The organism is Burkholderia sp. AU45274, assembly GCF_030482505.1.
Taxonomy (GTDB): domain Bacteria; phylum Pseudomonadota; class Gammaproteobacteria; order Burkholderiales; family Burkholderiaceae; genus Burkholderia.
Map to the genome: position 1 here is coordinate 1,740,293 of NZ_JAUJQE010000001.1, position 25,837 is coordinate 1,766,129.

At 67.6% G+C, this 25,837-nt stretch carries 22 protein-coding genes; 13 read left to right on the forward strand and 9 right to left on the reverse strand.

What is annotated here, in order from left to right:
- Positions 1–23 precede the first annotated feature (23 nt).
- Complete coding sequence (gene speB, locus QZM35_RS07720; RefSeq protein ID WP_089433328.1) at positions 24–992, reverse strand: agmatinase; 969 nt, start codon at positions 990–992, stop codon at positions 24–26.
- 435 nt (positions 993–1,427) lie between these two features.
- On the opposite strand from speB, the gene QZM35_RS07725 reads away from it, so the two are divergent.
- From QZM35_RS07725 to QZM35_RS07745, 5 genes are all read left to right on the forward strand, one after another.
- Positions 1,428–2,099, forward strand: a complete 672-nt coding sequence (locus QZM35_RS07725) for a lysoplasmalogenase (protein ID WP_089429069.1) — start codon at positions 1,428–1,430, stop codon at positions 2,097–2,099.
- A 246-nt stretch (positions 2,100–2,345) separates the two neighbouring features.
- Positions 2,346–3,935: an NAD(P)/FAD-dependent oxidoreductase gene (locus QZM35_RS07730; RefSeq protein WP_174972343.1), complete on the forward strand. Its 1,590-nt coding sequence runs from the start codon at positions 2,346–2,348 to the stop codon at positions 3,933–3,935.
- A 21-nt stretch (positions 3,936–3,956) separates the two neighbouring features.
- On the forward strand, positions 3,957–4,889 hold the full coding sequence (locus QZM35_RS07735) for an SDR family oxidoreductase (protein WP_089432886.1): 933 nt from the start codon (positions 3,957–3,959) through the stop codon (positions 4,887–4,889).
- Positions 4,886–5,791: a metal-dependent hydrolase gene (locus QZM35_RS07740; RefSeq protein WP_301775722.1), complete on the forward strand. Its 906-nt coding sequence runs from the start codon at positions 4,886–4,888 to the stop codon at positions 5,789–5,791. Before QZM35_RS07735 ends, QZM35_RS07740 begins: the two co-directional genes overlap by 4 nt.
- Positions 5,792–5,795: 4 nt before the next feature.
- Positions 5,796–6,719, forward strand: a complete 924-nt coding sequence (locus QZM35_RS07745; RefSeq protein WP_301775723.1) for an alpha/beta fold hydrolase — start codon at positions 5,796–5,798, stop codon at positions 6,717–6,719.
- Here the strand turns inward: QZM35_RS07745 and QZM35_RS07750 are convergent.
- Positions 6,668–7,234, reverse strand: coding sequence for a putative glycolipid-binding domain-containing protein (locus QZM35_RS07750; protein ID WP_089432889.1), 567 nt, complete (start codon positions 7,232–7,234; stop codon positions 6,668–6,670). The two genes, QZM35_RS07745 and QZM35_RS07750, sit on opposite strands and share 52 nt — an antisense overlap.
- Before the next feature lie 256 nt (positions 7,235–7,490).
- Here QZM35_RS07750 and QZM35_RS07755 point away from each other — a divergent pair, with 256 nt between their 5' ends.
- The 4 genes from QZM35_RS07755 (at position 7,491) to QZM35_RS07770 (ending at position 14,410) form a co-directional block, all read left to right on the forward strand.
- Positions 7,491–8,384 (forward strand): urea transporter, encoded by an 894-nt coding sequence (locus QZM35_RS07755; protein ID WP_089427195.1) that lies wholly within the window; start codon positions 7,491–7,493, stop codon positions 8,382–8,384.
- Positions 8,359–9,135, forward strand: a complete 777-nt coding sequence (locus tag QZM35_RS07760; RefSeq protein ID WP_089427194.1) for a class II aldolase/adducin family protein — start codon at positions 8,359–8,361, stop codon at positions 9,133–9,135. Before QZM35_RS07755 ends, QZM35_RS07760 begins: the two co-directional genes overlap by 26 nt.
- A gap of 52 nt (positions 9,136–9,187) precedes the next feature.
- Positions 9,188–9,376 carry a 4-oxalocrotonate tautomerase gene (locus QZM35_RS07765; protein ID WP_039344138.1) on the forward strand — a complete coding sequence of 63 codons (189 nt, stop codon included), beginning with the start codon at positions 9,188–9,190 and terminating at the stop codon, positions 9,374–9,376.
- A 192-nt stretch (positions 9,377–9,568) separates the two neighbouring features.
- The gene (locus QZM35_RS07770) at positions 9,569–14,410 is read left to right on the forward strand and encodes an NAD-glutamate dehydrogenase (RefSeq protein ID WP_301775724.1); all 4,842 of its coding nucleotides are present in this window, start codon (positions 9,569–9,571) and stop codon (positions 14,408–14,410) included.
- 40 nt (positions 14,411–14,450) lie between these two features.
- On the opposite strand, the gene QZM35_RS07775 is transcribed toward QZM35_RS07770, so the two are convergent.
- From QZM35_RS07775 to QZM35_RS07800, 6 genes are all read right to left on the reverse strand, one after another.
- Positions 14,451–15,311, reverse strand: a complete 861-nt coding sequence (locus tag QZM35_RS07775; protein ID WP_301775725.1) for a class I SAM-dependent methyltransferase — start codon at positions 15,309–15,311, stop codon at positions 14,451–14,453.
- 7 nt (positions 15,312–15,318) lie between these two features.
- Positions 15,319–15,669, reverse strand: coding sequence for a glyoxalase/bleomycin resistance/extradiol dioxygenase family protein (locus QZM35_RS07780; RefSeq protein ID WP_089427191.1), 351 nt, complete (start codon positions 15,667–15,669; stop codon positions 15,319–15,321).
- A gap of 1 nt (position 15,670) precedes the next feature.
- Positions 15,671–15,847: a ribbon-helix-helix domain-containing protein gene (locus tag QZM35_RS07785; RefSeq protein WP_069251879.1), complete on the reverse strand. Its 177-nt coding sequence runs from the start codon at positions 15,845–15,847 to the stop codon at positions 15,671–15,673.
- Between the two features lie 91 nt (positions 15,848–15,938).
- A complete protein-coding gene (locus QZM35_RS07790) occupies positions 15,939–16,769 on the reverse strand; it encodes an arylamine N-acetyltransferase (protein ID WP_089427190.1) in 831 nt (276 codons plus the stop codon).
- A 121-nt stretch (positions 16,770–16,890) separates the two neighbouring features.
- Positions 16,891–17,577, reverse strand: coding sequence for a hypothetical protein (locus QZM35_RS07795; RefSeq protein ID WP_089432892.1), 687 nt, complete (start codon positions 17,575–17,577; stop codon positions 16,891–16,893).
- Positions 17,578–17,859: 282 nt separating this feature from the next.
- Complete coding sequence (locus QZM35_RS07800; protein ID WP_174972335.1) at positions 17,860–19,344, reverse strand: amidase; 1,485 nt, start codon at positions 19,342–19,344, stop codon at positions 17,860–17,862.
- 367 nt (positions 19,345–19,711) lie between these two features.
- Here QZM35_RS07800 and QZM35_RS07805 point away from each other — a divergent pair, with 367 nt between their 5' ends.
- The 3 genes from QZM35_RS07805 to QZM35_RS07815 all read left to right on the forward strand — a co-directional run bounded on the left by QZM35_RS07805 (position 19,712) and on the right by QZM35_RS07815 (position 21,791).
- A complete protein-coding gene (locus QZM35_RS07805) occupies positions 19,712–20,146 on the forward strand; it encodes a universal stress protein (RefSeq protein WP_089427187.1) in 435 nt (144 codons plus the stop codon).
- 634 nt (positions 20,147–20,780) lie between these two features.
- On the forward strand, positions 20,781–21,029 hold the full coding sequence (locus QZM35_RS07810) for an adhesin (RefSeq protein ID WP_301775726.1): 249 nt from the start codon (positions 20,781–20,783) through the stop codon (positions 21,027–21,029).
- A 288-nt stretch (positions 21,030–21,317) separates the two neighbouring features.
- A complete protein-coding gene (locus QZM35_RS07815) occupies positions 21,318–21,791 on the forward strand; it encodes a nuclear transport factor 2 family protein (protein ID WP_089427185.1) in 474 nt (157 codons plus the stop codon).
- 9 nt (positions 21,792–21,800) lie between these two features.
- Here QZM35_RS07815 and QZM35_RS07820 read toward each other — a convergent pair whose 3' ends face one another.
- Positions 21,801–22,529 (reverse strand): BPL-N domain-containing protein, encoded by a 729-nt coding sequence (locus QZM35_RS07820; RefSeq protein WP_301775727.1) that lies wholly within the window; start codon positions 22,527–22,529, stop codon positions 21,801–21,803.
- Between the two features lie 647 nt (positions 22,530–23,176).
- Between QZM35_RS07820 and acnB the strand changes: the two genes are divergently transcribed.
- On the forward strand, positions 23,177–25,762 hold the full coding sequence (gene acnB / locus QZM35_RS07825; RefSeq protein WP_301775728.1) for a bifunctional aconitate hydratase 2/2-methylisocitrate dehydratase: 2,586 nt from the start codon (positions 23,177–23,179) through the stop codon (positions 25,760–25,762).
- Positions 25,763–25,837 lie beyond the last annotated feature (75 nt).

Sequence of the window (25,837 nt, forward strand, 5' to 3'; positions counted from 1 at the left end):
ACGCGCATGCCCGGCATGCCGACTTACTTCAGCGCTCCCGCCACCTTCTTCTGCCGCCACAGACACAGCAAGTCACACGCGACATGCGCGGCCGCGATCGCCGTGATGTCCGCGTGGTCGTACGCGGGCGCGACCTCGACCACATCCGCACCGACCAGGTTCACCGCGCCGAGCGCACGCACGATCGCGAGCGCCTGCGCCGACGACAGCCCGCCCGCGACCGGCGTGCCGGTGCCGGGCGCGAACGCCGGATCGAGACAATCGATATCGAACGTCAGGTACGCCGGCCGCGCGCCGACGATAGCGACGATCCGCTCGACCGCCGCACGCGCGCCGTGGTCATGCACCCACGCCGCATCGAGCCGCTCGATCCCGAGAAAGTCGTCGTTCCACGTGCGAATCCCGACCTGCACCGACGTCGCCGGATCGATCAGCCCTTCCTTCACGGCCTTGTAGAACATCGTCCCGTGATTGAGGCTGTCCGGATCGTCGTCGGCCCACGTATCGCAGTGCGCGTCGAAATGGATCAGCGACAGCGGCTTGCCGTAGCGCTCCGCATGCGCGACCAGCAGCGGGTACGTGATGTAGTGGTCGCCGCCGAGCGTCAGCATCTTCGCGCCGGAACCGAGGATCGTGCGCGCATGCTCGACGATCGCGGGCTTGATCGACAGCGGGTTGTGCGCGTCGAACCAGCAATCGCCGTAGTCGACGGCCGCGAGATCGTCGAACGGGTTGAAGCCCCACGGATACGGATGAAGCTCCGCGAGCTGCACGCTCGCCGCGCGGATCGCGGCCGGCCCGAGCCGCGCGCCGGAGCGGTAGGTCGTCGCGAGGTCGAGCGGCACGCCGGAGATCGCGACGTCGACGCCGTCGAGCGCGCGCGAATAGTTGCGGCGCATGAACGACAGCACGCCCGCATAAGTGTTTTCGATCGACGAGCCGTACGGCGTCGTGCGACGGATCGCGCCGTCGCCGTGGAGAAGTTCGGTCATGGTCGGACCTGTTTTCGTGGGGAAGGCCAGCCCGCCCGGTTCGCCTGAGCGCACGGGCCGGGCACGGCATGGATTCATCGGGCCCGCATCGGCTTGCGCATCCAGTCGCGCGGCCGGGCGGAACAACGACAACGACAGCAACAACCACATCGACAACGGCAATACCGCGGCGATCATAGCAAGCCGAATTGCAATCGTTGCCCCGGTTCAACCGGGGCAACGCGCGGAGAAAATCCGGCGGCGGCACCCACGCATCGGAGCTCGACATCGCCGGATTGCCGCGCCGGCGGGCAATCCTCGTGCATGGCGATCCCGGTCGCTTCCTAGAAGGATTCGCCGGTTTTGGCACGTCCTTTCTTCCGGATAATGGCCGACAGCCGCGCCCTCGACCGCGCGCCGTCCACCGCAGACGACAACAAACCGGAGACACCCGCCTTGATCGCCACGCTTCCCGCCACCTACCGCCGGCTCTGGCCGCTCGCCGTCGTCGCCGCGCTGCTATACGGACTGTCGCTCGCCGCGGCGCCCTATCCCGGCCAGGCCGTCGCGAAAGCCGCGATGGGCATCCTGCTGCTCGCGGCGGGCAGCACCTGCGCCGCACCGCGTGAACGCGCGTGGCTGTGCGCGGCGCTCGTGACGGCCGTGCTCGGCGACGTGCTGCTCGCGCTGCCCGACTGGCCGCTGTCGTTCGTCCTCGGCCTCGGCGCGTTCCTGCTCACGCACCTGGGCTACTGCGCGATCTTCATGCGCTGGCGCGCGCGGCCGCACGGCTGGCGCATCGTCGCGCTCGTCGGGCTGTGGATCGCCGCGCCGGCGTTCTACGTGGCGTTCTTCCCGCACCTCGGCGAGTTGCTGGCACCGGTCGCCGTCTACATGCTCGTGCTGTGCGCGATGGCGAGCTTCGCGCTCGCCGCCCGCACGCGCGGCCCGCTGGTGGCCATCGGCAGCCTGATCTTCGTCGGCTCCGATACGCTGATCGGCGTCGGCCGCTTCCTCGGCGGTTTTCCGGGCATCGATTACCTGATCTGGGGCCTCTACGCGCTCGCGCAGGTCACGATCGTGGCCGGGGTTTTCCATGAGACAGCCGGTCGACCGATCCGTCCCTGATACCGTTTCAAACAGCCCGCCGCGCGCCGGCGGTCTCGCCCGCACCCTCTCTCGCCCTGGCGACGGCCCTTCCCGCGCATCCCGCGATGCGGAAACCGGCCCGTTCCAAACCCCGCTCAGCCTTTTCCCGCCTGGCTTCCGGCCCTTAGAGCGCCGCTTCTAGCCTCTTGCGGTTTCCGGGTTCACCCACTATCGTTACATCAAACAATGTAACATTCCAAAATGAGCCAAATCGGAGACACCCGGATGAATGCTCGCACGTTGCCTTTCGGTCCGCCCGGCCACGACGGCCTGGACGAAACCATCGACATCGCCATCATCGGCACCGGCTTCGCCGGCCTCGGGATGGCGATCCGCCTGCGTCAAACAGGCGTGACCGACTTCGTCGTCCTCGAGAAGGCCGCGTCGGTCGGCGGCACGTGGCGCGACAATCATTACCCCGGGTGTGCATGCGACGTGCAATCGCACGTCTATTCGTTCTCGTTCGCGCCGAACCCGCGCTGGACGCGCATGTTCGCGCCGCAGCCGGAAATCCGCGCCTATCTGGAAGACTGCGTGCAGCGCTTCGGCGTCGGCCCGCACCTGCGCCTGAACCATGAACTGCAACGCGCCGAATACGACGAAGCCGCGCAACGCTGGCGCCTCACGTTCGCGAACGGCAAGCGGTTGTCCGCGCGCGTGCTGGTGTCGGGGATGGGCGGGCTGTCGCGCGCCGCGCTGCCGTCGATTCCCGGCGTCGAGAACTTCAAGGGCCGCGCGTTCCACTCGCAGCAGTGGGATCACGACTATGCGCTCGAAGGCAAGTGCGTCGCGGTAATCGGCACCGGCGCGAGTGCGATCCAGTTCGTGCCGCAGATCGCGCCGCGCGTGAAGGCGCTCGCGCTGTTCCAGCGCACGCCGCCGTGGATCATGCCGAAGCCCGACCGCAACCTGACCGGGTTCGAGAAGTGGCTGTTCCGCACGCTGCCGTTCACGCAGAAGGCCGTGCGCAGCAGCATCTACTGGATGCTCGAATCGCGCGTGCTCGGCTTCGCGATCCATCCGTCGCTGATGAAGAACGTGCAGAAGCTCGCGCTGCGCCATATCCGCAAGCAGATTCCCGATCCGGAGCTGCGCAAGATCGTCACGCCGAACTACACGCTCGGCTGCAAGCGCGTGCTGATCTCGAACGACTACTACCCGGCGCTGTCGCGCAAGAACGTCGACGTGATCACGACCGGCATCGACCACATCGAAGCCGACGCGGTCGTGACGACCGACGGCAAGCGTCATGAAGTCGACTGCCTGATCTACGGCACCGGCTTCCAGGTGGCCGATCCGTATCCGCGCGGCGCGATCATCGGCCGCGGTGGGCTCGACATCGTCGACGCATGGCGCGACGGCGCGCACGCGTATCTCGGCTCGACGCTGCCGGGCTACCCGAACTTCTTCATGATCGTCGGCCCGAACACGGGCCTCGGCCACAACTCGATGGTGTTCATGATCGAGTCGCAGATCGAGTACATCCTCGGCGCACTGCAGGCGATGCGCCGCGAACGGGCGGACGCGATCGAGGTGCGCCCGCTCGTCGAGGCGCAGTTCAACAGCGACCTGCAAGGCAAGCTCAAGAAGGCGATCTGGTCGACGGGCGGCTGCAAGAGCTGGTACCTCGATCCGCGCACCGGCAAGAACACGACGCTGTGGCCCGGCTTCACGTGGCGCTTCCGCCAGGCGACCGCGCACTTCTCGATCGCCGACTACCACGCGTATCGCGCGCCGCAACACGACACCACTGCGCGGCCTGCCGCCGCGCCCGCCGCTTCCGCTTCGACTTCCCCGTCCGCCGAAGCGGCCTGAGCCAGACAAGGAGCCACCGACATGAGAGATTTCGCCAACAAGGTCGCCGCCATCACGGGTGCCGGCTCGGGCATGGGCCGCTCGCTCGCGATCCAGCTCGCGCAGGCCGGCTGCCACGTCGCGCTCGCCGACAAGAACGGCGTCGGCCTCGCCGAAACCGAACGGATCGTCCGCGCGATCGCGCCGAACGTGCGCGTGTCGACGCGCGTGCTGGACGTCGGCGATCGCGACGCGATGTTCGCGTGGGCCGACGACACCGCGAAGGAACACGGCAAGGTCAACCTGATCTTCAACAACGCGGGCGTCGCGCTGTCGAGCACGATCGAAGGGATGGAATACAGCGATCTCGAGTGGATCGTGAACATCAACTTCTGGGGCGTCGTGCACGGCACGAAGGCGTTCCTGCCGCACCTGAAGGCCTCGGGTGACGGCCACGTGATCAACACGTCGAGCATCTTCGGGATCTTCGCGCAGCCGGGCATGAGCGGCTACAACGCGACCAAGTTCGCGGTGCGCGGCTTCACCGAATCGCTGCGCCAGGAACTCGACATGATGAAGTGCGGCGTGTCGGCGACCTGCGTGCATCCGGGCGGCATCCGCACGAACATCGCGCAATCGAGCCGCGTCGCGAAGAACATGGTCGGCTTCATCGTCGAGAGCGAACAGCAAGGCAAGGACAGCTTCGAGAAATTCTTCATCACGACCGCCGACGACGCCGCGCGCACGATCCTCGCCGGCGTGCGCAAGAACAAGCGCCGCGTGCTGATCGGCCGCGACGCGAAGGGCGCGGACTGGATGGCGCGCATCCTGCCCGCCGCGTACCAGGCGCTCGTCGTGCTCGCGACGCGCCGCGAGGCCGCGAAAGCCCGCCGCGCCGCGCGCGGCACGCCGGCGCCCGCGCCGCTGCACGCCACCTACAACAATGCAGGCAACCAGGGAGGAGAACAATCATGACGACCCCGAACATGATGCCCGTGCGGCGCGACATCCGTTTCGCGCTGCCCCCCGAACGCGCGCGCGACTGGCACGTGCAGGGTGTACCGGTCACGCACTTCATGAACGCGCTGTCGCTGCTGTTCCCGGCCGGCGAACGCTTCTTCATGGATTCGGTGCGCAACTACCGCGACCAGATCGAGGATCCCGAACTGAAGAAGCAGGTGCTCGGGTTCATCGGCCAGGAAGCGATGCACACGCGCGAGCACATCGAATACAACGACCTGCTGCAGGCGTCCGGCCTGCCCGCGCACAAGCTCGACAAGCGCCTGTGGACGATCCTCGGCTGGTTCAAGAAGGTGCTGCCGCATTCGATGCAGCTCGCGATCACGATCGCGCTCGAGCACTACACGGCGATCCTCGCGAACCAGCTGCTGTCGGGCCACGAGCACCGCATCGACGGCTCGGTCGAAGGCTACCAGCAGATGTGGATGTGGCACGCGATGGAGGAAACCGAGCACAAGGCGGTTTCCTACGACGTGTGGCGCACCGTGATGAAGCCGGGCCTCGGCAGCTACCTGCTGCGCACCGGCACGATGCTGACGACCACCGTGTTCTTCTGGGCCATCGTGTTCGACTTCCATGTGCGGCTGATGCGCGCGCACCGTCGCGAGCACGGCAAGTTCGGCGGCATGTGGCGCCTCGTGAAGTACCTGTACAGCCCCAAGCACGGCGTGTTCCCGAGCATCGCGCGCGAATGGCTCGACTACTTCCGCCCGGGCTTCCACCCGTGGGACCACGACAACCATCAGTACCTGCAGGAGCTCGACACGCTGCTCGAGAACATCGACGCGACCAACGCGCGCTACGCCGCGCAAGCCGCCCCGCGCCGCGTGCCGCTGCACCCGGTTCCGCAGGCATGACGCCATGGCGCGCGCCCACGAGATGCTGACCGTCCAGTCCGGCGACGTGAAACTCGCCGTCTACGTAAGCGGGTCGCGTCGCGCCCCGCCGCTGATCCTCGTGCACGGCTACCCCGATTCGGCGGCCGTGTGGGCGCCGATCCGGGCGCGGCTCGCGAAGCGCTACCGCGTGATCGCGTACGACGTGCGCGGCGCCGGTGCGTCCGATGCGCCGCGCCGCCGTGCCGACTACACGCTCGAGCAGCTCGCCGCCGACCTGAAGGCGGTGGCCGACGCGACCTGCGGCGGCCGGCCGTTCCATCTCGTCGGCCACGACTGGGGGTCGATCCAGTGCTGGGAGGCCGTGACCGACCCCGCGTTCCGCGGCCGGATCGCGTCGTACACGTCGATCTCGGGCCCGTGTCTCGATCACGTGTTCCGCGCGAAGATGCGGCTCAAGCAAAGCCTGAAGTCGTGGTACATCGCGTTCTTCCACCTGCCGCTCGTGCCGTCGCTGGTGTGGCGGCTCGGCGGCGCGGCACTGTGGCCGCGCTGGCTGCAGCTCACCGAGCGCGTGCGTGCGGAGCGCGATCCCGTGCAACTGAAGAACGCGCTGAACGGGCTGCAGCTGTACCGCGCGAACTTCATCGCACGGGCCCGCAAGCCGCGCGAGCGGTACGCGCAGGCGCCCGTGCAGATCCTGGTGCCGGTGCGCGACCGCTACGTGACGCCCGAGATGTCGGTCGACCTCGACCGCTGGCTCGGCGACCACGTGCGCGAGGAAATCGACGGCACGCACTGGATCGTGCTGCGCCACCCCGACATGATCGCGTCGCGGATCGACCGCTTCGCGTCCGCGCAGGAGCGGCCGGCACTCGCCCCGGTCGCGGCCCGGGTTCAGCGCACAGCGGGCGCCGGCGCCGGCAGGCGCCTGAACAGCGTCTCGTAATCGATGACGAGCCCGTCGTCGTCGATCTCCATCTCGGCCGTGAAGTCGCGGAAGATTCCTTCGTAGCGATAGCGCCGGCCCGGCTCGAGGCACGCATAGGCCTGCTTGACCGGCGTGACCTTCAGGTCCGGCGTCGAGATGTACGCGACGTCGATCGGCCGCCGCTCACCGCGCGCGAGCCCGAGGCGGCCGATCGGCAGCGAATTCGTGAACGGCGTCGCCGCGATGTCGATGTCAATGCAACCGTCGAGTTCCGGCAGTGCGCGGCCCGAGCCGTCGCGCCAGTGGCCGGCGCCGTCGCCGCGCAATTCGAGCGTGCCGCCGCCCATCACCTTGAGCACCGCATGGGTCACGCGCCAGTGCGCGTCGCACTCGACGCGATACGCGAGCCCGTACGCACGGCCGTACCGCTGGCCGACCACCGCGCTTTCGACGACGATCCCGCCGCCGCTCCGGTCGAACGTCAGATGTTCGACCCCGTCGCCTTCGAGCGACGCCCAACGCACTTCGCGCATCTTTCCACCTCCCGGTATTCCCGATGCGAGGCATCGTCGCACGAATCGCCCGACGAAAATGCCGGCCATCACCAGGATTCGAGTCCCGAGCGGGACAGCCCGCCGAAAGCGCCAACGGCGCGACGTTCGGGCACGAATCGACCTCCGGATTCACCGTTTCGGGGCATCGACCACAAATCCTGACTATCCAGAATTCCCTATTCCGGTGCATCGGATTGTGTCCTATGCTCGCGGCTCGTCCTGTTCCGCCGCCATCATGCCTACCGCCCGCCCCGTCCCGCCGTCGATCGACCTGCGTATCCTGCTGCGCGGCATCGGGCAGATCGTGCTGCAGGCGAATGCGCTCACCGGCGCGCTGCTGCTCGCCGCGCTGGCGCTGACCGACCTGCGGCTCGCGAGCGCGGCGCTGGTCGGCTCGGCCGCTGCCAGCATGACGGCCGTGCTGACGGGCGCCGAGCGCCGCGACGTCGAACAGGGGCTGCACGGCTTCAACGGCGCGCTCGCCGCGCTGATCGCCGTGCTGTTCGCGCCCCATCAACTCGCGGCCATCGTACTGGTGCCGCTGGCCTCGATCGGCGCGGCGCTCGTGCAGCGCGCGATGCGCGTGCCGCTCGCGCGCTGGCGGCAGTGCCCGTATTCGAGCCCGTGCCTCGCCGTTACCGCGCTATGGTTTCCGTTTGTCGCATTGCAGCAGGCAGGCGGCGCGACGGCCGGCCCGGCGCTGACGTTTTCAGCCGCGGCCGACGCGCTGCTCTCGGGCATCGCGCAGACCACTTTCGCGCAAGGCGCATGGGCCGGCACGCTGATCGCCACCGGCCTTGCCGTCGCGTCCCGCCGCGCGGCCGCATTCGCACTCGGCGGCGCACTGGTGTCGACCGTGCTGCTGGTCGCACTCGGCGCGAGCGGCGCATCGTTCGCCGACGGCCTGCTCGGCTTCAACGGCGCGCTCGCCGCACTCGCGCTGATGCCGCGCGGCCCGCGCGCGGCGCTCGCGGCCGCCGCACTCGCCGCGCTGATCCAGTGGCTCGCGACGCGCGCCGGCATTCCCGCGTTCACGGCCCCGTTCGCGCTCGCGTCGTGGATCACGGTGATCGTCGCGCGCCGCTTCACCTTCGGAGAACCCGATGTCGTCATTCGCACACCGTCCTGATGCCGTGAAACCCGGCGGCCCGATCTCGGACGCCGAACGCCGGATGCGCGTCGACCTCGCCGCCGCGTACCGGCTCGTCGCGCTGAACGGCTGGGACGACCTGATCTACACGCACCTTTCGGCGACCGTGCCCGGCGAGCCCGGCCACTTCCTGATCAACCCGTTCGGCCTCACGTTCGACGAAGTCCGCGCGTCGAATCTCGTGAAGATCGACCTGGCCGGCAACCGGATCGGCGACAGCGAGCATGCGGTCAACGTGACGGGCTTCGCGCTGCACGCGGCCGTGCATGCCGCGCGCGCCGACGCCGTGTGCGTGATGCATCTGCACAATACGGCCGGCATCGCCGTGTCGATCCAGCGCGACGGGCTGCTGCCCGCGTCGCAGCACGCGCTGCGGTTTCATGGCGACCTCGCGTACCACGACTACGAAGCGCTCGCGTTCTCGCCGGCCGAAGGCACGCGGCTGACCGCGAGCCTCGGCGCGAAATCCGCGATGCTGCTGCGCAACCACGGCACGCTGACGGTCGGCCGCACCGTGGCCGAAGCCTATGTGCTGATGGATACGCTGATCAAGGCGTGCGATATCCAGGTGCGCGCGCAGGCCGGCGGCGGGCCGCTCGTGCTGCCCGCCCCGGCCGTTGCCGACCGAACCGCCGAACAGCTGCGCGACGGCGGCGCGATCGAAGGCGAACTGGAATGGCCGGCGCTGCTGCGCCGGCTCGACCGGATCGATCCGACGTATCGCGACTGACGACGCCGGCTCCCAACGCCTCATTCATCCCAACCAATCGGAGCACTCCGTCATGCCGACTTTCAATATCCAGCTCTTCGAAGGCCGCACCGTCGACCAGAAGCGCGCATTCGTCGAAGCCATCACGCGCGTCACGTGCGAGACGCTCGGCTGCGAACCGGGCTCGGTCGACATCATTCTCACCGACGTGAAGAAGGAGAACTGGGCGACGGCAGGGAAGCTGTGGAGCGACGAGCGCTGAGCATCAAAGGCGGCGTCGCTTCGACGCGGCCTGCCCCACACTAATCGACACGCTGCAGCGCCCGCGACGGGCGCTGCACGCGGCCTTCTCCAGCCGCCTCTCGTTGTGCGCCCGCACATCGCTTTGTCACGCAATCGGCGCATAATGCCGGACAGACGCAGCAGCCGATGGCCACCCGACGAGGAGACCGCCATGGAAGCGAAGAACGAGGAAGTCGTCGCACACCTGCTCTCGGACGTCGTCGAATTCGCGCGCGGGCGCCTGCCCGAAGCCACGTTCCGGATCGTCGAACCCTTCCTGCGTCACTACTACGATTTCGTCGACGCCGATGATCTGCAAAGCCGCAGCATCGCCGATCTCTACGGCGCCGCGATGGCGCACTGGCAGACCGCCCAGAAATTCGTGCCCGGCAGCGAGCGGCTGCGCGTGTACAACCCGATCCTCGAACAGCACGGCTGGCATTCCGATCACACGGTCATCGAGATCGTCAACGACGACATGCCGTTCCTCGTCGACTCGGTGTCGATGGCCGTCAACCGCCTCGGGCTCGCGCTGCATTCGGCGCTGCACCCGGTATTCCGCATCTGGCGCGGTCGCGACGGCGGCATCGAGCGCGTCGACGCGGGCGGTGCGACACCCGGCGACGGCCAGTCGCAGCTCGCGTCGTTCATCCATTTCGAAGTCGATCGCTGCGGCGATGCCGCGCTGCTCAACACGTTGCGCAACGACATCGCGCACGTGCTCGGCGACGTGCGCGCGTCGGTGGAAGACTGGCCGAAGATCGTCGAGATCGCGCGCGCGACGATCAAGGAAATGAAGGCGCGCGAATCGACCGCGGAAGACATCGAGGCGCGCGCGTTCCTCGAATGGATGGCCGCCGATCACTTCACGTTCCTCGGCCAGCGCGACTACGCGCTGGTATCGGACGGCACGGGCTTCGGGCTGCGCGGCATCGAAGGCACCGGCTTCGGCATCCTGCGCGAATCGCTGCGCACGTCGGGCGCGCCCGACGTGACGCCGCTGCCGCAGGCCGCCGCCGACATCATCACCGGCTCCTGGCCGATCTTCCTGACCAAGGCGAATTCGCGCGCAACCGTGCACCGGCCCGGCTATCTCGACTACGTCGGCGTGAAGCTCGTCGGCCCCGACGGCAAGGTCGCGGGCGAGCGCCGCTTCATCGGGCTCTACACGTCGACCGCGTACATGGTGTCGAGCGCCGAGATCCCGATCGTGCGCCGCAAGTGCGCGAACATCGTGCGGCGCGCGGGCTTCCTGCCGAAGGGGCACCTCGGCAAGTCGCTCGTGACGGTGCTCGAAACCTACCCGCGCGACGAGCTGTTCCAGGCCGACGAAGACCAGCTCTACGACATCGCGCTCGGCATCCTGCGGCTGCAGGAACATCAGCGCACGCGCCTGTTCGTGCGGCGCGACCGCTTCGACCGCTTCGTGTCGTGCCTCGTGTTCGTGCCGCGCGACAAGTACAACACCGACCTGCGCCGGCGCATCGCGAAGCTGCTCATCGACGCGTACAACGGCGTGAACGTCGAGTTCACGCCGCTGCTGTCGGAATCGGCGATCGCGCGCATTCATTTCGTCGTGCACGCGGAACCGGGCACGATGCCCGACGTCGACACGCGCGAGCTTGAAACGCGGCTCGTGCAGGTCACGCGCCGCTGGCAGGACGATCTCGCCGACGCGCTGCTCGACGCCTTCGGCGAAGAGCAAGGCAACCGCCTGCTGCAGCGCTATGCCGATTCGTTCCCGGCCGGCTATCGCGACGACTATCCGGCGCGCACGGCCGTGCGCGACATCGAGCTGATCGAGCGCGTGAAGGATTCGGGGCAGCTCGCGATGAACCTGTACCGGCCGATCGAGGCCGAGGCGCGTGCGTTCCGCTTCAAGGTCTATCGCGCGGGCGACCCGATCGCGCTGTCGCGCAGCCTGCCGATGCTCGAGCATCTCGGCGTGCGCGTCGACGAGGAGCGGCCGTACCGGATCCAGACGCAGGACGCCGCGCATGCGTGGGTACACGACTTCGGCCTCGAGCTCGCCGACGACACCGAATTCGACATCGAGCGCGTGAAGGGCCTGTTCGAAGATGCGTTCGACCAGATCTGGAGCGGCCGGATCGAGAACGACGATTTCAACCGCCTCGTGCTGCGCGCCCACCTGAGCGCACGCGAAGTGACGATCCTGCGCGCGTATGCGAAGTACCTGCGGCAAGTCGGCTCGACCTTCAGCGACGCGTATATCGAGCGCGCGCTGACCGGCAACCCGGCGATCGCGCGGCAGCTCGTCGAGCTGTTCCTGCTGCGCTTCGACCCGGCCACCGGCGACACGCGCGACGTGCAGGCCGAGCGGCGGCTGAAGGCGATCGAAGGCGCGCTCGACCAGGTGCCGAACCTCGACGAGGACCGCATCCTGCGCCAGTTCCTCGGCGTGATCAATGCGACCGAGCGCACGAACTACTTCCTCGCCGATGCGAACGGCGAATCGAAACCGTACCTGTCGTTCAAGTTCAATCCGGCGAAGGTGCCGGGCCTGCCCGAACCGAAGCCGATGTTCGAGATCTGGGTGTATTCGCCGCGTGTCGAAGGCGTGCATCTGCGCGGCGGGCGCGTCGCGCGCGGCGGCCTGCGCTGGTCGGATCGCCGCGAGGATTTCCGCACCGAAGTGCTCGGGCTGATGAAGGCGCAGATGGTGAAGAACGTCGTGATCGTGCCGGTCGGCTCGAAAGGCGGCTTCGTCGTGAAGAACCCGCCGCCGCCGAGCGATCGCGAAGCGTGGATGCGCGAAGGCATCGCGTGCTACCAGACCTTCCTGCGCGGCCTGCTCGACCTGACCGACAACCTCGTGAGCAACGCAATCGTGCCGCCGCCCGACGTCGTGCGTCACGATCCGGATGACCCGTACCTGGTCGTCGCCGCCGACAAGGGCACGGCCACCTTCTCCGACTACGCGAACGCGATCTCGCATGAATACGGCTTCTGGCTCGACGACGCGTTCGCGTCCGGCGGCTCGGTCGGCTACGACCACAAGAAGATGGCGATCACCGCGCGCGGCGCGTGGGAGTCGGTGAAGCGGCACTTCCGCGAGATGGGCATCGATACGCAGACGACCGATTTCACGGTGGTCGGCGTCGGCGACATGTCCGGCGACGTGTTCGGCAACGGGATGCTGCTGTCGCCGCATATCCGGCTGGTCGCCGCGTTCGATCACCGGCACGTGTTCCTCGATCCGAACCCCGATCCCGCGACGAGCTTCGCCGAGCGCGCGCACATGTTCGCGCTCGAACGCTCGAGCTGGGCCGACTACGATCCGGCCGCGATTTCGGCGGGCGGCGGCGTCTACCCGCGCACCGCGAAGACGATCCCGCTGTCGCCGGCCGTGCAGGCCGCGCTCGGCATCGACGCGCATGCGTTGCCGCCGGCCGAGCTGATCCGCGCGATCCTGCAGGCGCCGGTCGACCTGCTGTACAACGGCGGGATCGGCACCTACGTGAAAGCCGCGCGCGAAACCCACCTGCAGGTCGGCGACCGCGCGAACGACGCGGTGCGCGTGAACGGCGCGGACCTGCGCTGCAAGGTGGTCGGCGAAGGCGGCAACCTCGGCTGCACGCAGTTCGGCCGGATCGAGTTCGCGCAGCGCGGCGGCCGCATCAACACCGATGCGATCGACAATTCGGCCGGCGTCGATTGTTCGGATCACGAAGTCAACATCAAGATCCTGCTCGGGCTCGTCGTGTCCGACGGCGAGATGACCGAGAAGCAGCGCAACGCGCTGCTCGCGGAGATGACCGACGAAGTCGGGCTGCTCGTGCTGCGCGACAACTACTACCAGACGCAGGCGCTGTCGATCGCCGGCCGCTATGCGGTCGAGCTGCTCGATGCCGAAGCGCGCCTGATGCGCTGGCTCGAACGCGCGGGCCGCCTGAACCGCGTGATCGAATTCCTGCCGACCGACGACGAAGTGGCCGAACGGCAGGCCGCGAAGCTCGGCCTCACGTCGCCGGAACGCGCGGTGCTGCTCGCGTACAGCAAGATGTGGCTGTACGACGCGCTGCTCGAATCCGACGTGCCCGAGGATCCGCTGGTGGCCGCGATGCTCGTCGACTACTTCCCGAAGCCGCTGCAGCAGCGCTTCAGCGAACCGATGCGCCGCCATCCGCTGCGCCGCGAGATCCTCGCGACGCACCTGACCAACGCGCTCGTGAACCGCGTCGGCTGCGCGTTCGTGCACCGGCTGATGGAGGAGACCGACGCGAAGCCCGGCGACATCGTGCGGGCGTGCATCATGGCGCGCGACGTGTTCGACCTCGATGCGGTGTGGCGCGATATCGACGCGCTCGACAACCGCGTCGCCGACGACGTGCAGGCGCGCATGTTCGTCGACGTCGCGCGGCTGCTGGAACGCGCGGCGCTGTGGTTCCTGCGGCATCTGCAGTCCGGCGCGGTGGCCGATGGTGGCGTCTCCGAGCTGATCGCGCGCTGCCGCGACGCGGCGGAGCGGCTTGCACCGCAATTGCCGTCGCTGCTGCCGGCCGCCGATCTCGAAGCGCTGTCCGAACGGCAGCGCGTGCTGGTTGAAGCCGGTGTCGACAGCGCGCTCGCGGTGCGCGTCGCGAGCGGCGACATCTCGGCCGCGCTGCTCGACATCGCCGAAGTGGCCGCGACCAGCAACCGCAGCCTCGAACTCGTCGCGGGGGTCTATTTCTCGCTCGGCACGCTGCTTAACTACAGCTGGATCGGCGAGCGCGCGGCGACGCTGCCGACGCCGACGCACTGGGACATGCTGGCGCGCGCGGCCGCGCTCGCGGAAGTCGCGCGCCTCAAGCGCACGCTGGCATCGAGCGCACTCGCGGAATCACCGGATTCGACCACACCGGAGACGATCGTCGGCGCATGGCGCGCGCGCCGCGAAGCCGCGCTCGTGCGCTACGAGCACCTGCTCGCGGACTTGCGCGCATCGGGCGGCGCGAGCCTCGCGGTGCTGCTCGTGGTCGTGCGGGAAATGGCCGTGCTCGAACGGGCGTAATGGTCGCTGTGGTTGCCGTGGTCGCTATGGTCGCAACACCTCAGACCGTCGCGACCAGCAGCTCTTCCGCGTTGTTCGGCGGCCGCAGGCCGTCGGTGCGATCGGCGAAGTAACGGCGCGTCAGTTCGGCGGCCGATACGTGCGCGGCCTCTGCGAAACCGGCCTCACGCGCGAGCGCCTGGATCTGCGCCGGCATGAAGAAGCTGATGAACGGCGTGCCGCTGGCGCGCGCGCCCTTCGCGGCCATTTCCAGCCCGGGGCGCACGTCCGGATCCGCATGCTCCAGCGGCAACAGGAACGTCATCGTGAGCGTCGAGCCCGGCGCGAGCGACGCGACTTCGCGCAACGCGGCCGCATTTGCTTCGTGCGTCAGGTACATGCTGACGCCGGTCGACACCACGACCGCGGGCTTGCCGGCATCGAAGCCCGCGCCGACCAGCGCAGCACGCCACGACTGTTTCGCCTCGAAATCGACCGGCACGAAACGCAGCCAGTCGGGCACGCCGAAACCCAGCTCGACCAGGCGGCGCTGCTTCCAGGCCTGCGGCGCGGGCGGGTCGACTTCGAACACGGTCACGCGCGACGCCATGTCGGGCCGACGCTGCACGAAGCTGTCGAGGCCCGCGCCGAGGATCACGTACTGGCTCACGCCGCGCGCGGCCTGTTCGACTACGAGATCCTCGATGAAGCGCGCCCGCGCGACGATCGACGCGCGGAACGGCCGCGTGAATTGCGGATCCATGTCGCCGCGCTGCTGCCAGCCGGGTTCCGGCGCGAGCAATTGCAGCCCGACTTCATCGGCGAGCACGTGCGGTGGCGCATCGAGTTCGACGTGCAGTGCGCGCCACAGTGCGACGCGTGCGGCGGTGCTGTCGGGAGCGCTTTCTCGGGGTTCGTTCATGGCCGCCTCACGCGCCCTGCTTGCCCGGCGCCTGCAGGCGCCATACGCGGCCGTCCGGATCGCGCACGGTCATGTCGCGCGTGCCCCAGTGGGTATCTTCGAACGGCGTGACGACGTCGACGATCGGCTGCGGCTGCACCGCCTGCTCATCCGCCACCTTGAGCACGACCTGCATGCCCGGTTTCTCGCCCGGCGGCACTTCGGCAATGAACAGAAAGGGGCCGTCGCCGCTGCGCAGCTGGCCAGAGTGGTGATCGGTTTCGAACTCCAGCTTGAAGCCCAGCGCCTGGAAGAACTTCGCCGACTTGCCCCAGTTGTGCGTCGTCAGGTACACGGCTTCGATTCGCTCGGATGACATGTCACTCCTCCTTGGTGGACGGCCCCTCGCCCGGCGGCGGCGCGGCCAGATACGCGCGCAATGCGTCGGCCACCAGCGCGGACAGCGATTGCTCCGTTTCGATGGCGCGATGCTTGACCTGCCGGATCAGGCTGAGCGGCAGGTACACGTTGAACTGCTTCACTTCTTCATCGGTCATGGTTACTAGTATGCTATCAATCTAGTAAAAGTCAATCGCAAGCGCGACCCGTGGGTGCGGGCCGCCGTTGGAGATCGGTCGTGAATCCGGGTTACGCGGCGGCGCGCGCCGCCAGTCGCACAAACAGCGCGTCGAGATCGAATCCCGTCGTGTCGATGCCGATCGTGTCGCGCAGGCACGCGCCCCAAGCGGCCGCATCGTCGAACGTGACGGTGCGCCCGACGCCCGCCGCGTCACGGATCGTCAGCGTGGTGTTGCGCAGCGCGGCACGGCCGTCCGGCAGCACGCGGCAGGCGATCAGGTTATGCAGGAAGATCGATTCGGGATACGTCGACGTGAACCAGTTCGCGGCCTCGTAATCGATCCACTCGACCCGCTTCGGCTGGAAGCGGTAGGTGGTCTGCCAGCCGTCGGGCGTCTCGATCTGCATGTCGAATTCACCGTCGACCGGCGCGGCGACGACGCGGAACGCGCCGTGCGGCGTCAGCTGCCGCTCGTCCGGCACGAAACGCAGCGGCGCGGTGAGCGTCGCGCTGCCGAAGCCGATGTCCGCGAGCCAGGCCGCGCCGTCGAGATCGATGCGCAGCAGCATGTGCGTATGCGCGGTGGCGACTTCGGGCGGCAGCATCCAGCGCACGCGCGCGATCATCGGCGTCACGCGAAAGCCGATCGCCGTGAGCGCGGTGTAGAACAGCTTGTTGAGTTCGAAGCAGTAGCCGCCGCGGCGATGCGCGAGCACCTTGTCGACGATCGACGGCAGGTCGAGCGCGACGCGCGCGCCGGTCAGCGGATTGAGGTTTTCGAACGGAATCGCCTGCGGGTGCAGCAGATGCAGCCGGCGCAGCACGTCGAGCGTCGGCTCGACCGGGCCGTCGTAGCCGATGCGGGAGAAATAGCGCGAGAGGTCAAACGAGTCTGTCATGAACCTGCACCGAAAAAAGGGACACGCCACGATAGCATCGTGCGCAATCCCCATGTTGGGCGGGGTCATCTTCGTGTCGCGCGCGATGTCGGCACCGCATCGCGCACGGCCCCGCGCAACGTTACGGCAGCAGCTTCAGCGCGGACGATGCGACCGACGGCACCGAAATGCCTTGGCTCGTCGCGAACTGCACGGCCTGGCTGAGCGTCGTCGCGAGCGACTGCAACTGGCCCGGCGCGCTTTGCGCGATATACGACGCAGCCTGCATGTTCTGCGGATTCAGGCCCGACTGCAACAGCGACGCCGCGCTCGTCGAACCGAGATTGCCGAGCCCCGACTGCAGTTGCGAATACTGCGTGAGCCCCTGCCCGAGCGACGCGAGGCCGTTGCTGAATGCCTGCTTGTCGATCGGCCCGTGCGTCGCACCGCCGCTCGCGAAGGCCTGGCCGAGCGCCTGCGATACCGATTGCTGCGCGCCGCCCATCTGCGACAGCGCGGCCGGCGTCAGCGCATTGCCGCCGGCGAGCTGGCTCGCGGCCTGCTGCGCCTGCCCGGCCGCGCCGGTCAGGCCCATCGCCGACGCGAGCGACGACTGGCCGGTCAGCACCTGCTGGTTCGCACCGACATAGGCCTGCAGCAATTGCGCGACGCCGCCCTGCGTGGGCGCCGCCTGCTGCTGCCCGCCGCCGAGCAGCGACGCGCCGATCGACTGCAGGTCGAGCTGCGCGTGCGCGGTGCCGCTTGCGAGAATGCCGAACGCGATGCATGCCGAGGCCAGGTGCCGGCCCGTCGCGCGAATCTGCTTCATGTGTTGTCCTCGTGCCCGAATGGTTGAGCCCGATATTGTCGAAGCGCGCCGCGCGCGGCCGCAACGACTGAAACACATCGAAACGAAATCACGCCGCGCGGCCGCTTGCAATTGCGCGTGTCACGTACGTGCTCGAGGGAATTCTTCCGCGATTGTGTGCGATTTCGCGCGGGAGCTGGAATTCGTTCGCGTGCCGCATGAATGGCGATGGCGGCAGAGAGGTTGGCAAAGTGAGGCGGCCGGTGGTCGGCCACCCGCTTTCGGCTTTCGGCCAGCGCGGCGCTACGCCGCCATCCACGCCGGCAACCGCCCGCCGACCCAGTCAGCCGCCTGCTCGTAGCCGCGCGCCAACTGCAACACGGCGAGATCGGCGCGCGGACGCCCGATCAGCTGCATCCCCATCGGCAGCCCCGCGTCGTTGAAGCCGACCGGCACGCTGATCACCGGGCAGCCGGCCAGCGTCCACGGCACGACCGTTTCCATCCAGCGGTGGTAGGTATCCATCGCGCGGCCCGCGATCTCCTTCGGCCAGCGCTGGTCGACGTCGAACGGGAACACCTGCGCGGTCGGCGCAGCAATGAAGTCGTAGCGGTCGAAGAAGCTGAGCACGGCCTGATGCCACGCGGTGCGCTCGACGCTCGCGTCGAACACGGCCGCGCCCTGCATCGCGAGCAGCCCCTCGACCTCGTAGATCGCCTCGGGCTTCAGCAGCGCGCGCCGCGCCGGGTCGCGATAGTGCGCAAGCAGCCCGCCGCCGGACAGCAGGTGCCGGTGCGCGAGCCACAGGCGCCAGATCCGGTCGGGCGCGAACGCCGGCAACGCGGCATCGACGTCGCAGCCGATCTCGCGCAGCGTCGCCAGCCCCTGCTCGCACAGCGCGAGCACGCCCGCGTCGGTCGCGAGATAGCCGTTCCAGTCGCCGACCCACGCGATGCGCTTGCCGCGCAGGTCGGCGTCGAGCGGCTGCGCGAACACGGCCGGATCGTCTGCGAGCGACAGCGGATCGTTGCGGTCGTAGCCCGCCTGGATCGCGAGCAGTTGCGCGACGTCGCCGACCGTACGGCCCATCGGCCCTTCGATGCCGAGCTGCTGCACGAACACGTCGACGCCCGGCCAGCGCGGCACGCGGCCCTGCGACGGGCGGAAACCGTAGATATTGCAGAACGCGGCCGGATTGCGCAGCGAGCCGCCGAAATCGCTGCCGTCCGCCACCGGCAGCATCCGCGACGCGAGCGCCGCCGCCGTGCCGCCGCTGCTGCCGCCCGCACTCTTGGTCAGGTCGTACGGATTGCGCGTCGCGCCGTAGACCTCGTTGAACGTGTGCGAGCCGAGCCCGAATTCGGGCGTGTTGGTCTTGCCGATGAAGATCGCGCCGGCCGCACGCATCCGCGCGACGCCCACGGAATCGGTCTGCGGCACGTTCTCGCGGAAGATCGGCGAGCCGTAGGTCGTCCGCAGCCCCTTCGTCATCGCCAGATCCTTCGGCGCCTGCGGCATCCCGTGCATCCAGCCGTGGTACTCGCCGCGCGCCAGTGCGGCATCCTTTTCCGCGGCTTCGGCGAGCAGTGCGTCGCGATCGCGCAGCGCGACGATCGCGTTGATCGCGCCGTTCACGCGCTCGACGTGATCGAGGTACGCACGCATCGTCTCGACGCACGACACGGCCTTGCCGCGGATCGCCGACGCGAGCTCGCCCGCCGACAGGCGCACGATCGGGTCGACGGGGATGGAAGCGGGAGCGAGAAGCTGCGGGGCGCCGTGCGGCATGCGGAGTCTCCTGGAATCGGAATGGAATGGCGGGCCGCATGGCGGCGGTCGCGCCCGAACCGGCCGGGAGCGGCCGCGCCGCGGCCGATGCACTACTCTACGCGACGCCGGATCGGCGACCTCCGATATTTTCCGCCGCGATTCATTGCGGTTCCGACTGAATCGGGGCGGCGGGCCACGCTTCGCGCGCGCTGCTCAGGTCGATGAAATCGTTTATGCGCATAAACTTAAATTTCTTATATTTCTATTAGGCGCAGCACGACGCGGCACGTGTTGACGACATTTTTACGCGGTCGGCCATTCTCTTTAGATCGTTCGGTCCGGCGGCACGCTACGCTGGAATCATCTCGTTTCCTGGACAACGTCCATGCTCAAGCTGCTGGTTCCGGTCGGCCACTCTCCCCGCTCGCTTCAGGCGGTTCGCCACGCGACGTTCCTGTATCGCGAACGATGCGCGTCGGAAATCGTGCTGATCAACGTCCAGGCGCCGCTCGAATCGACGCGGCTCGAGGCCTACTATCCGCTGTCGCGGCTGCGTTCGATCGAGGAAAAGTTCGCGTCCGACGATCTGGCCGTGGCCGAGCGGATCCTGCGGGAAGCCGGCGTCAAGTACAGCGTCGTGATGAAGGTGGGCCCGGTGGCCGATACGATCGCGTCCGTGGCAGCCGAGACGGGTTGCGACGAGATCGTGGTCGTCGCGCCGCGGCACGATCCGTTGCATGCGCTGATGTCGGTGTTCCGCCGCAGCGTGATGAGCCGGCTAGTGCGGATTTCGAATGTGCCAGTGACGGCCGTGCAATGACGGGATGACGGGATGACGCGCGGCGACGCGTCGAAGGCCCGTTCGCTGACGGGCCCCAGGTTTGCAACGAGCGGTGCGACACGTGTGCGCGTTACCGCTCGCCCGTGTTGCATCGGCGTTCACGTAGCGCTTAGTCGATGACCTTGCGCCAGAACACGAAATAGGCAGCGGCCGAAGACGCAACGAGCAGGATGGCCCACAGCGGGGCGAGGCTGATCAGGACGGAAGAGACGTTAAGCATTTGGATTCCTCACTAATTCGATAGCGATATTCAACTCGCACCTGCTTGCCGGAACCGATGCATTCCTCCGCGATCGCGCTCCGTCAAATCATGCATTCATGCTATCGCTTTGAACGGTTGCGCGACCGCCCCCTCCCGTCCGTAACCTGACATTCGTCAAACTCCCGTGAATCGCGCGCCTGTCGCGCAGAAAACCGTCGCACGCATGTGTCGTCGCGCGTCCGGTTGCGCCTGCCACGCGCATTGAAACCGCGCCTTCCCTCCTCCCGCAAACCACGAAAACGGGACAGGATCACCCGCCGCGCCGTTATTTCAGCAGACGTTTACCGGGGGAACCCCCAAGTGCTTCGTCAATCGGGTCCGCGTTACGCTTGAGCCACGAGGAGACGAACCATGAGACGAGCCGTACATATCGCTGTTTTCGCGCTGCTGGCGTATCTCATTGGCGATCGCGCGATCCTGCACGCACAGGGCCGCGACACCAGTCCGCTCGCGTGCGAACAAGGCGCCGCGCAAGTGAAGGTCGACGCGCTCGGCCGCGGTTTCGGCGAGGCCGCTGCCAGCAGCCAGAGCGAGGCGTTCATGTCGAGCTGCCTGGTGACGGGGCGCGGCAATCAGGACGTCGCGCTGGCGAACCGCTGATGGGTGTCGGTTGACGCGCCGGCCGCGTTCGGGTCACGACAGCCGAGGCAGAGCCACACACGCCGCATCCATTCCCGCTTTTCGATCGATGTCGCGACGCATGTCACGGCTGGGACGGTGGTCACACCGAACGTCTGGGCATAACCTGCATCGCGGCGGGGAAGATGCGTCGACATCGAGTCGATCGGAGCGTCCTTGCCGTATGGCACTCACCAGACGTTCAACCGGCCGCATTCCCGGCCGCCGCGTCGAGCCCCCGCTTCATCTCCAACGACACCCCACCCAACGATGAGCCACGCACACACCGAGTTGATCCAGCGCTTCTACACGGCGTTCCAGCAGCGCGACATCGACGGGATGCTCGCCTGCTATGCCGATGACATCGTGTTCAGCGATCCCGCATTCGGCGAGTTGCGCGGCGACCTCGCACGCGACATGTGGCGCATGCTGGTCGCGCGGGCGCAGGACTTTTCATTGACGTTCGGCGAAGTCGCCGCGGATCAACAGGCCGGGCGCGCCGAGTGGATCGCCCAGTACCGCTTCACCGCGACCGGCCGGATGGTGGTCAACCGGATCGACGCGCGGTTCCGGTTTCGCGACGGACGCATCGTCGAGCATCGCGACAGCTTCGACCTGTGGCGCTGGGCGCGTCAGGCGCTTGGGCTGAAAGGCGCCCTGCTCGGCTGGACGCCTTTCGTGCAACGCGCGATCCGCGCGCAGGCGCGGAAGAACCTCGACGCGTATCGCGCCAGGCGGAAATAGCACACACCGTCATGGCTTCATCGTCGCGTTGATCAGGTCGTGAGCCATGTCCGGCCGAATACCGTCCGGATTCTTCAGGCCGTTCTGGCGATACCAGCTTTCGTCGGCTTCGGGATGCGGGCCGACGAGCCCGACGCGCCCCTTGCCGTAGCGATAGGTCGCCGCCGCGATGTCGCGGTTCGGATAAGTCGCCAGCACGACCGCGCCGGGGGCGGCCGGGAGCATCGCGCCGTCCTGGAAATAGATCCAGCGTTTTTTCCCGCGCCAGACCACTGGCGTCACCGTGTCCGCGATCCCGTGCAGCGTCGAGCCCGGCCGGTCGACCTCGGAGTCGAACTCGCCGGAGACCAGCCCGAAACCCGGGTCGCCTGCGAGGTAGGCGCCCATGCAGATGCCCAAATAGCGCCCGCCGTTCGATACGTAATGCCGCACGGCCTTGAGCGATTTTTTCCCGATGCTGGCCGCCGCGCCGGGAATGTCCTGCCCGCCGCCCGGCTGGACATAGAGCGCGGCGCCGGCCAGGACAGCGGGCGTGATCTTGAGTTTCTCCGCGGGCCCGACGTAGATCACCCGGAACTGGTGGTCCGATTCCCGCAGGCGCTGCGCAATCGTCTCCGGGCAGCCATCGCACGCGGCCGGGCCGCGATAGACCAGGGCGACGGGACGGCTGGCGGCGCCACGCGCGCCGTCGTCGGTCGCCGCCGCATGAGCGACCGACGCTGCGACGAGGGACAACACGAAGAAAATCGAATCTCTGGAGCGCATGTTCGTGAGCGACGGGATTTGAGGACTCGCGACCGTCCGGATCATTCCAGGACAGGGCGACCGGCACGCACCGACGGCCGCCCCACCTTTTGAAACCCGATTGAAAGTCACGTGCAATAGAGCGTAGGCGCGCGAAAGCGGCCGGTATGTAACGTTTCTTGCGTGCTTGTGCAGATATATGGCGCCGCCGGCAACCCGAGTTCCTGATGCTTCATTACCGGTAGCACACCTCGCCGGTCGCGACCTCGAGCGGTTCGCGCCGGTTCACATGACTGCAGCCAAAGCCGGCGACGGAAACACCTGATGCGAACGGACGATCCCGGGGCGCAGTCGGGCCCACCACCGCCCCACCGCCCTCCACGCGTCCCGGCGGCAACCGGAACCACCCGCGACACCTGGCCCGCACGCACGCCCATCCGCGCCTCCGCCACACGTCCGAAACGACCGACTCCCCGCGCCGCCTCGCTTTCCCGCGCGCCAACCTCAACTCTTATATAAGACATAAGACATTTGACGTTAAAGATCATTGAGATTAGAATCCCGCTGCAAAGCAGTGTCTGGAACAGCCCCGGAGTGCCGGCAAGGCCTTCCCCTCAAACGCAATATCAGCAGGTCTCCCCATGCTTGAAAACTTTCGTGCTCACGTGGCCGCCCGCGCCGCGCTCGGTATTCCTCCCCTGCCGCTGACGGCTCAGCAGACCGCCGAACTGGTGGAACTGCTGACGAACCCGCCCGCCGGCGAAGAGCAGACGCTGCTCGACCTGATCACCCATCGCGTGCCTGCCGGCGTCGACGAAGCCGCCCGCGTGAAGGCCGGCTTCCTGGCCGCCGTGGCCAAGGGCGAGACCGCCTGCCCGCTGATCTCGCGCGAACGCGCGACCGAACTGCTCGGCACGATGCTGGGCGGCTACAACATCCAGCCGCTGATCGAGCTGCTGTCCGATAAAGCCGTCGCCGCCGTGGCCGCTGACGCACTGAAGAAAACCCTGCTGATGTTCGACCAGTTCCACGACGTCAAGGAACTCGCCGACAAGGGCAACGCGCACGCGAAGGCCGTGCTGCAGAGCTGGGCCGACGCCGAATGGTTCACGAGCCGTCCGGAAGTGCCGCAAAGCCTGACCATCACCGTGTTCAAGGTGACGGGCGAAACCAACACCGACGACCTGTCGCCGGCCCCGGACGCCACCACCCGCCCGGACATCCCGATGCACGCGCTGGCGATGCTGAAGAACGCACGCCCGGGCATCACGCCGGAAGAAGACGGCAAGCGCGGCCCGGTCAAGTTCATCGAATCGCTGAAGGAAAAGGGTCACCTGGTCGCCTACGTGGGCGACGTGGTCGGCACCGGCTCCTCGCGCAAGTCGGCCACCAACTCGGTGCTGTGGTTCACCGGCGAAGACATCCCGTTCGTGCCGAACAAGCGCTTCGGCGGCGTGTGCCTCGGCGGCAAGATCGCCCCGATCTTCTACAACACGATGGAAGACGCCGGCGCGCTGCCGATCGAGCTCGACGTGTCGCAGATGGAAATGGGCGACGTGGTCGAACTGCGCCCGTACGAAGGCAAGGCGCTGAAGGACGGCAAGGTCATCGCCGAATTCCAGGTCAAGTCCGACGTGCTGTTCGACGAAGTGCGCGCCGGCGGCCGCATTCCGCTGATCATCGGCCGCGGCCTGACCGCGAAGGCACGTGAAGCGCTCGGCCTCGCGCCGTCGACGCTGTTCCGCCTGCCGCACCAGCCGGCCGACAGCGGCAAGGGCTTCTCGCTCGCGCAGAAGATGGTCGGCCGCGCATGCGGCCTGCCGGAAGGCCAGGGCGTGCGCCCGGGCACGTACTGCGAACCGAAGATGACCTCGGTCGGCTCGCAGGACACCACGGGCCCGATGACCCGCGACGAACTGAAGGATCTCGCGTGCCTCGGCTTCTCGGCCGACCTCGTGATGCAGTCGTTCTGCCACACCGCCGCTTATCCGAAGCCGGTCGACGTGAAGACGCACCAGACGCTGCCGAACTTCATCAGCACGCGCGGCGGTATCGCGCTGCGCCCGGGCGACGGCGTGATCCACTCGTGGCTGAACCGCATGCTGCTGCCCGACACCGTCGGCACCGGCGGCGATTCGCACACGCGCTTCCCGATCGGCATCAGCTTCCCGGCAGGTTCGGGCCTGGTCGCGTTCGCGGCCGCCACCGGCACGATGCCGCTGGACATGCCGGAATCGGTGCTGGTCCGCTTCAAGGGCAAGATGCAGCCGGGCGTCACGCTGCGTGACCTCGTCAACGCGATCCCGCTGTACGCGATCAAGCAAGGGATGCTGACGGTCGCCAAGCAAGGCAAGAAGAACATCTTCTCGGGCCGCATCCTCGAAATCGAAGGCCTGCCCGACCTGAAGGTCGAGCAAGCGTTCGAGCTGTCGGATGCGTCGGCCGAGCGTTCGGCAGCCGGTTGCTCGGTGCATCTGAACAAGGAACCGATCATCGAGTACCTGAACAGCAACATCACGCTGCTGAAGTGGATGATCGCGCAGGGCTACCAGGATCCGCGCAGCCTGCAGCGCCGTATCCAGGCAATGGAGCAATGGCTGGCCGACCCGCAACTGCTGTCGCCGGATGCCGACGCCGAGTACGCGGCCGTCATCGAGATCGACCTCGCCGACATCCACGAGCCGATCGTCGCGTGCCCGAACGACCCGGACGACGTGAAGACGCTATCGGACGTCGCAGGCGCGAAGATCGACGAAGTGTTCATCGGCTCGTGCATGACCAACATCGGTCACTTCCGTGCCGCGTCGAAGCTGCTCGAAGGCAAGCGCGACATCCCGGTCAAGCTGTGGGTCGCGCCGCCGACCAAGATGGACCAGAAGCAACTGACCGAAGAAGGCCACTACGGCGTGTTCGGCACGGCCGGTGCGCGTACCGAAATGCCGGGCTGCTCGCTGTGCATGGGTAACCAGGCTCAGGTGCGCGAAGGCGCGACGGTCATGTCGACGTCGACCCGCAACTTCCCGAACCGTCTCGGCAAGAACACGAACGTGTATCTCGGCTCGGCGGAACTGGCGGCGATCTGCTCGCGCCTGGGCAAGATCCCGACCAAGGAAGAGTACATGGCCGACATGGGCGTGCTCAACGCGAACGGCGACCAGATCTACAAGTACATGAACTTCGACCAGATCGAAGACTTCAAGGAAGTGGCCGACACCGTGCAGATGTAAGCACGCGGAGCGGGCTGCGACGGGTGGTTGACGTCGCAGCTCGCCGCGCAATGGCGTCGCAGGCTGAATGCCCGC

What these genes read in the sequence shown, in the direction of transcription:
- QZM35_RS07805 (WP_089427187.1), top strand. Translation starts at nt 19,712, where the DNA reads ATGCTCAAGCTGCTGGTTCCGGTCGGCCACTCTCCCCGCTCGCTTCAG.
- QZM35_RS07735 (WP_089432886.1), top strand. Translation starts at nt 3,957, where the DNA reads ATGAGAGATTTCGCCAACAAGGTCGCCGCCATCACGGGTGCCGGCTCG.
- QZM35_RS07815 (WP_089427185.1), top strand. Translation starts at nt 21,318, where the DNA reads ATGAGCCACGCACACACCGAGTTGATCCAGCGCTTCTACACGGCGTTC.
- QZM35_RS07795 (WP_089432892.1), bottom strand. Translation starts at nt 17,577, where the DNA reads ATGAAGCAGATTCGCGCGACGGGCCGGCACCTGGCCTCGGCATGCATC.
- acnB (WP_301775728.1), top strand. Translation starts at nt 23,177, where the DNA reads ATGCTTGAAAACTTTCGTGCTCACGTGGCCGCCCGCGCCGCGCTCGGT.
- QZM35_RS07780 (WP_089427191.1), bottom strand. Translation starts at nt 15,669, where the DNA reads ATGTCATCCGAGCGAATCGAAGCCGTGTACCTGACGACGCACAACTGG.
- speB (WP_089433328.1), bottom strand. Translation starts at nt 992, where the DNA reads ATGACCGAACTTCTCCACGGCGACGGCGCGATCCGTCGCACGACGCCG.
- QZM35_RS07810 (WP_301775726.1), top strand. Translation starts at nt 20,781, where the DNA reads ATGAGACGAGCCGTACATATCGCTGTTTTCGCGCTGCTGGCGTATCTC.
- QZM35_RS07800 (WP_174972335.1), bottom strand. Translation starts at nt 19,344, where the DNA reads ATGCCGCACGGCGCCCCGCAGCTTCTCGCTCCCGCTTCCATCCCCGTC.
- QZM35_RS07760 (WP_089427194.1), top strand. Translation starts at nt 8,359, where the DNA reads ATGTCGTCATTCGCACACCGTCCTGATGCCGTGAAACCCGGCGGCCCG.
- QZM35_RS07770 (WP_301775724.1), top strand. Translation starts at nt 9,569, where the DNA reads ATGGAAGCGAAGAACGAGGAAGTCGTCGCACACCTGCTCTCGGACGTC.
- QZM35_RS07745 (WP_301775723.1), top strand. Translation starts at nt 5,796, where the DNA reads ATGGCGCGCGCCCACGAGATGCTGACCGTCCAGTCCGGCGACGTGAAA.
- QZM35_RS07755 (WP_089427195.1), top strand. Translation starts at nt 7,491, where the DNA reads ATGCCTACCGCCCGCCCCGTCCCGCCGTCGATCGACCTGCGTATCCTG.
- QZM35_RS07785 (WP_069251879.1), bottom strand. Translation starts at nt 15,847, where the DNA reads ATGACCGATGAAGAAGTGAAGCAGTTCAACGTGTACCTGCCGCTCAGC.
- QZM35_RS07790 (WP_089427190.1), bottom strand. Translation starts at nt 16,769, where the DNA reads ATGACAGACTCGTTTGACCTCTCGCGCTATTTCTCCCGCATCGGCTAC.
- QZM35_RS07750 (WP_089432889.1), bottom strand. Translation starts at nt 7,234, where the DNA reads ATGCGCGAAGTGCGTTGGGCGTCGCTCGAAGGCGACGGGGTCGAACAT.
- QZM35_RS07740 (WP_301775722.1), top strand. Translation starts at nt 4,886, where the DNA reads ATGACGACCCCGAACATGATGCCCGTGCGGCGCGACATCCGTTTCGCG.
- QZM35_RS07765 (WP_039344138.1), top strand. Translation starts at nt 9,188, where the DNA reads ATGCCGACTTTCAATATCCAGCTCTTCGAAGGCCGCACCGTCGACCAG.
- QZM35_RS07775 (WP_301775725.1), bottom strand. Translation starts at nt 15,311, where the DNA reads ATGAACGAACCCCGAGAAAGCGCTCCCGACAGCACCGCCGCACGCGTC.
- QZM35_RS07730 (WP_174972343.1), top strand. Translation starts at nt 2,346, where the DNA reads ATGAATGCTCGCACGTTGCCTTTCGGTCCGCCCGGCCACGACGGCCTG.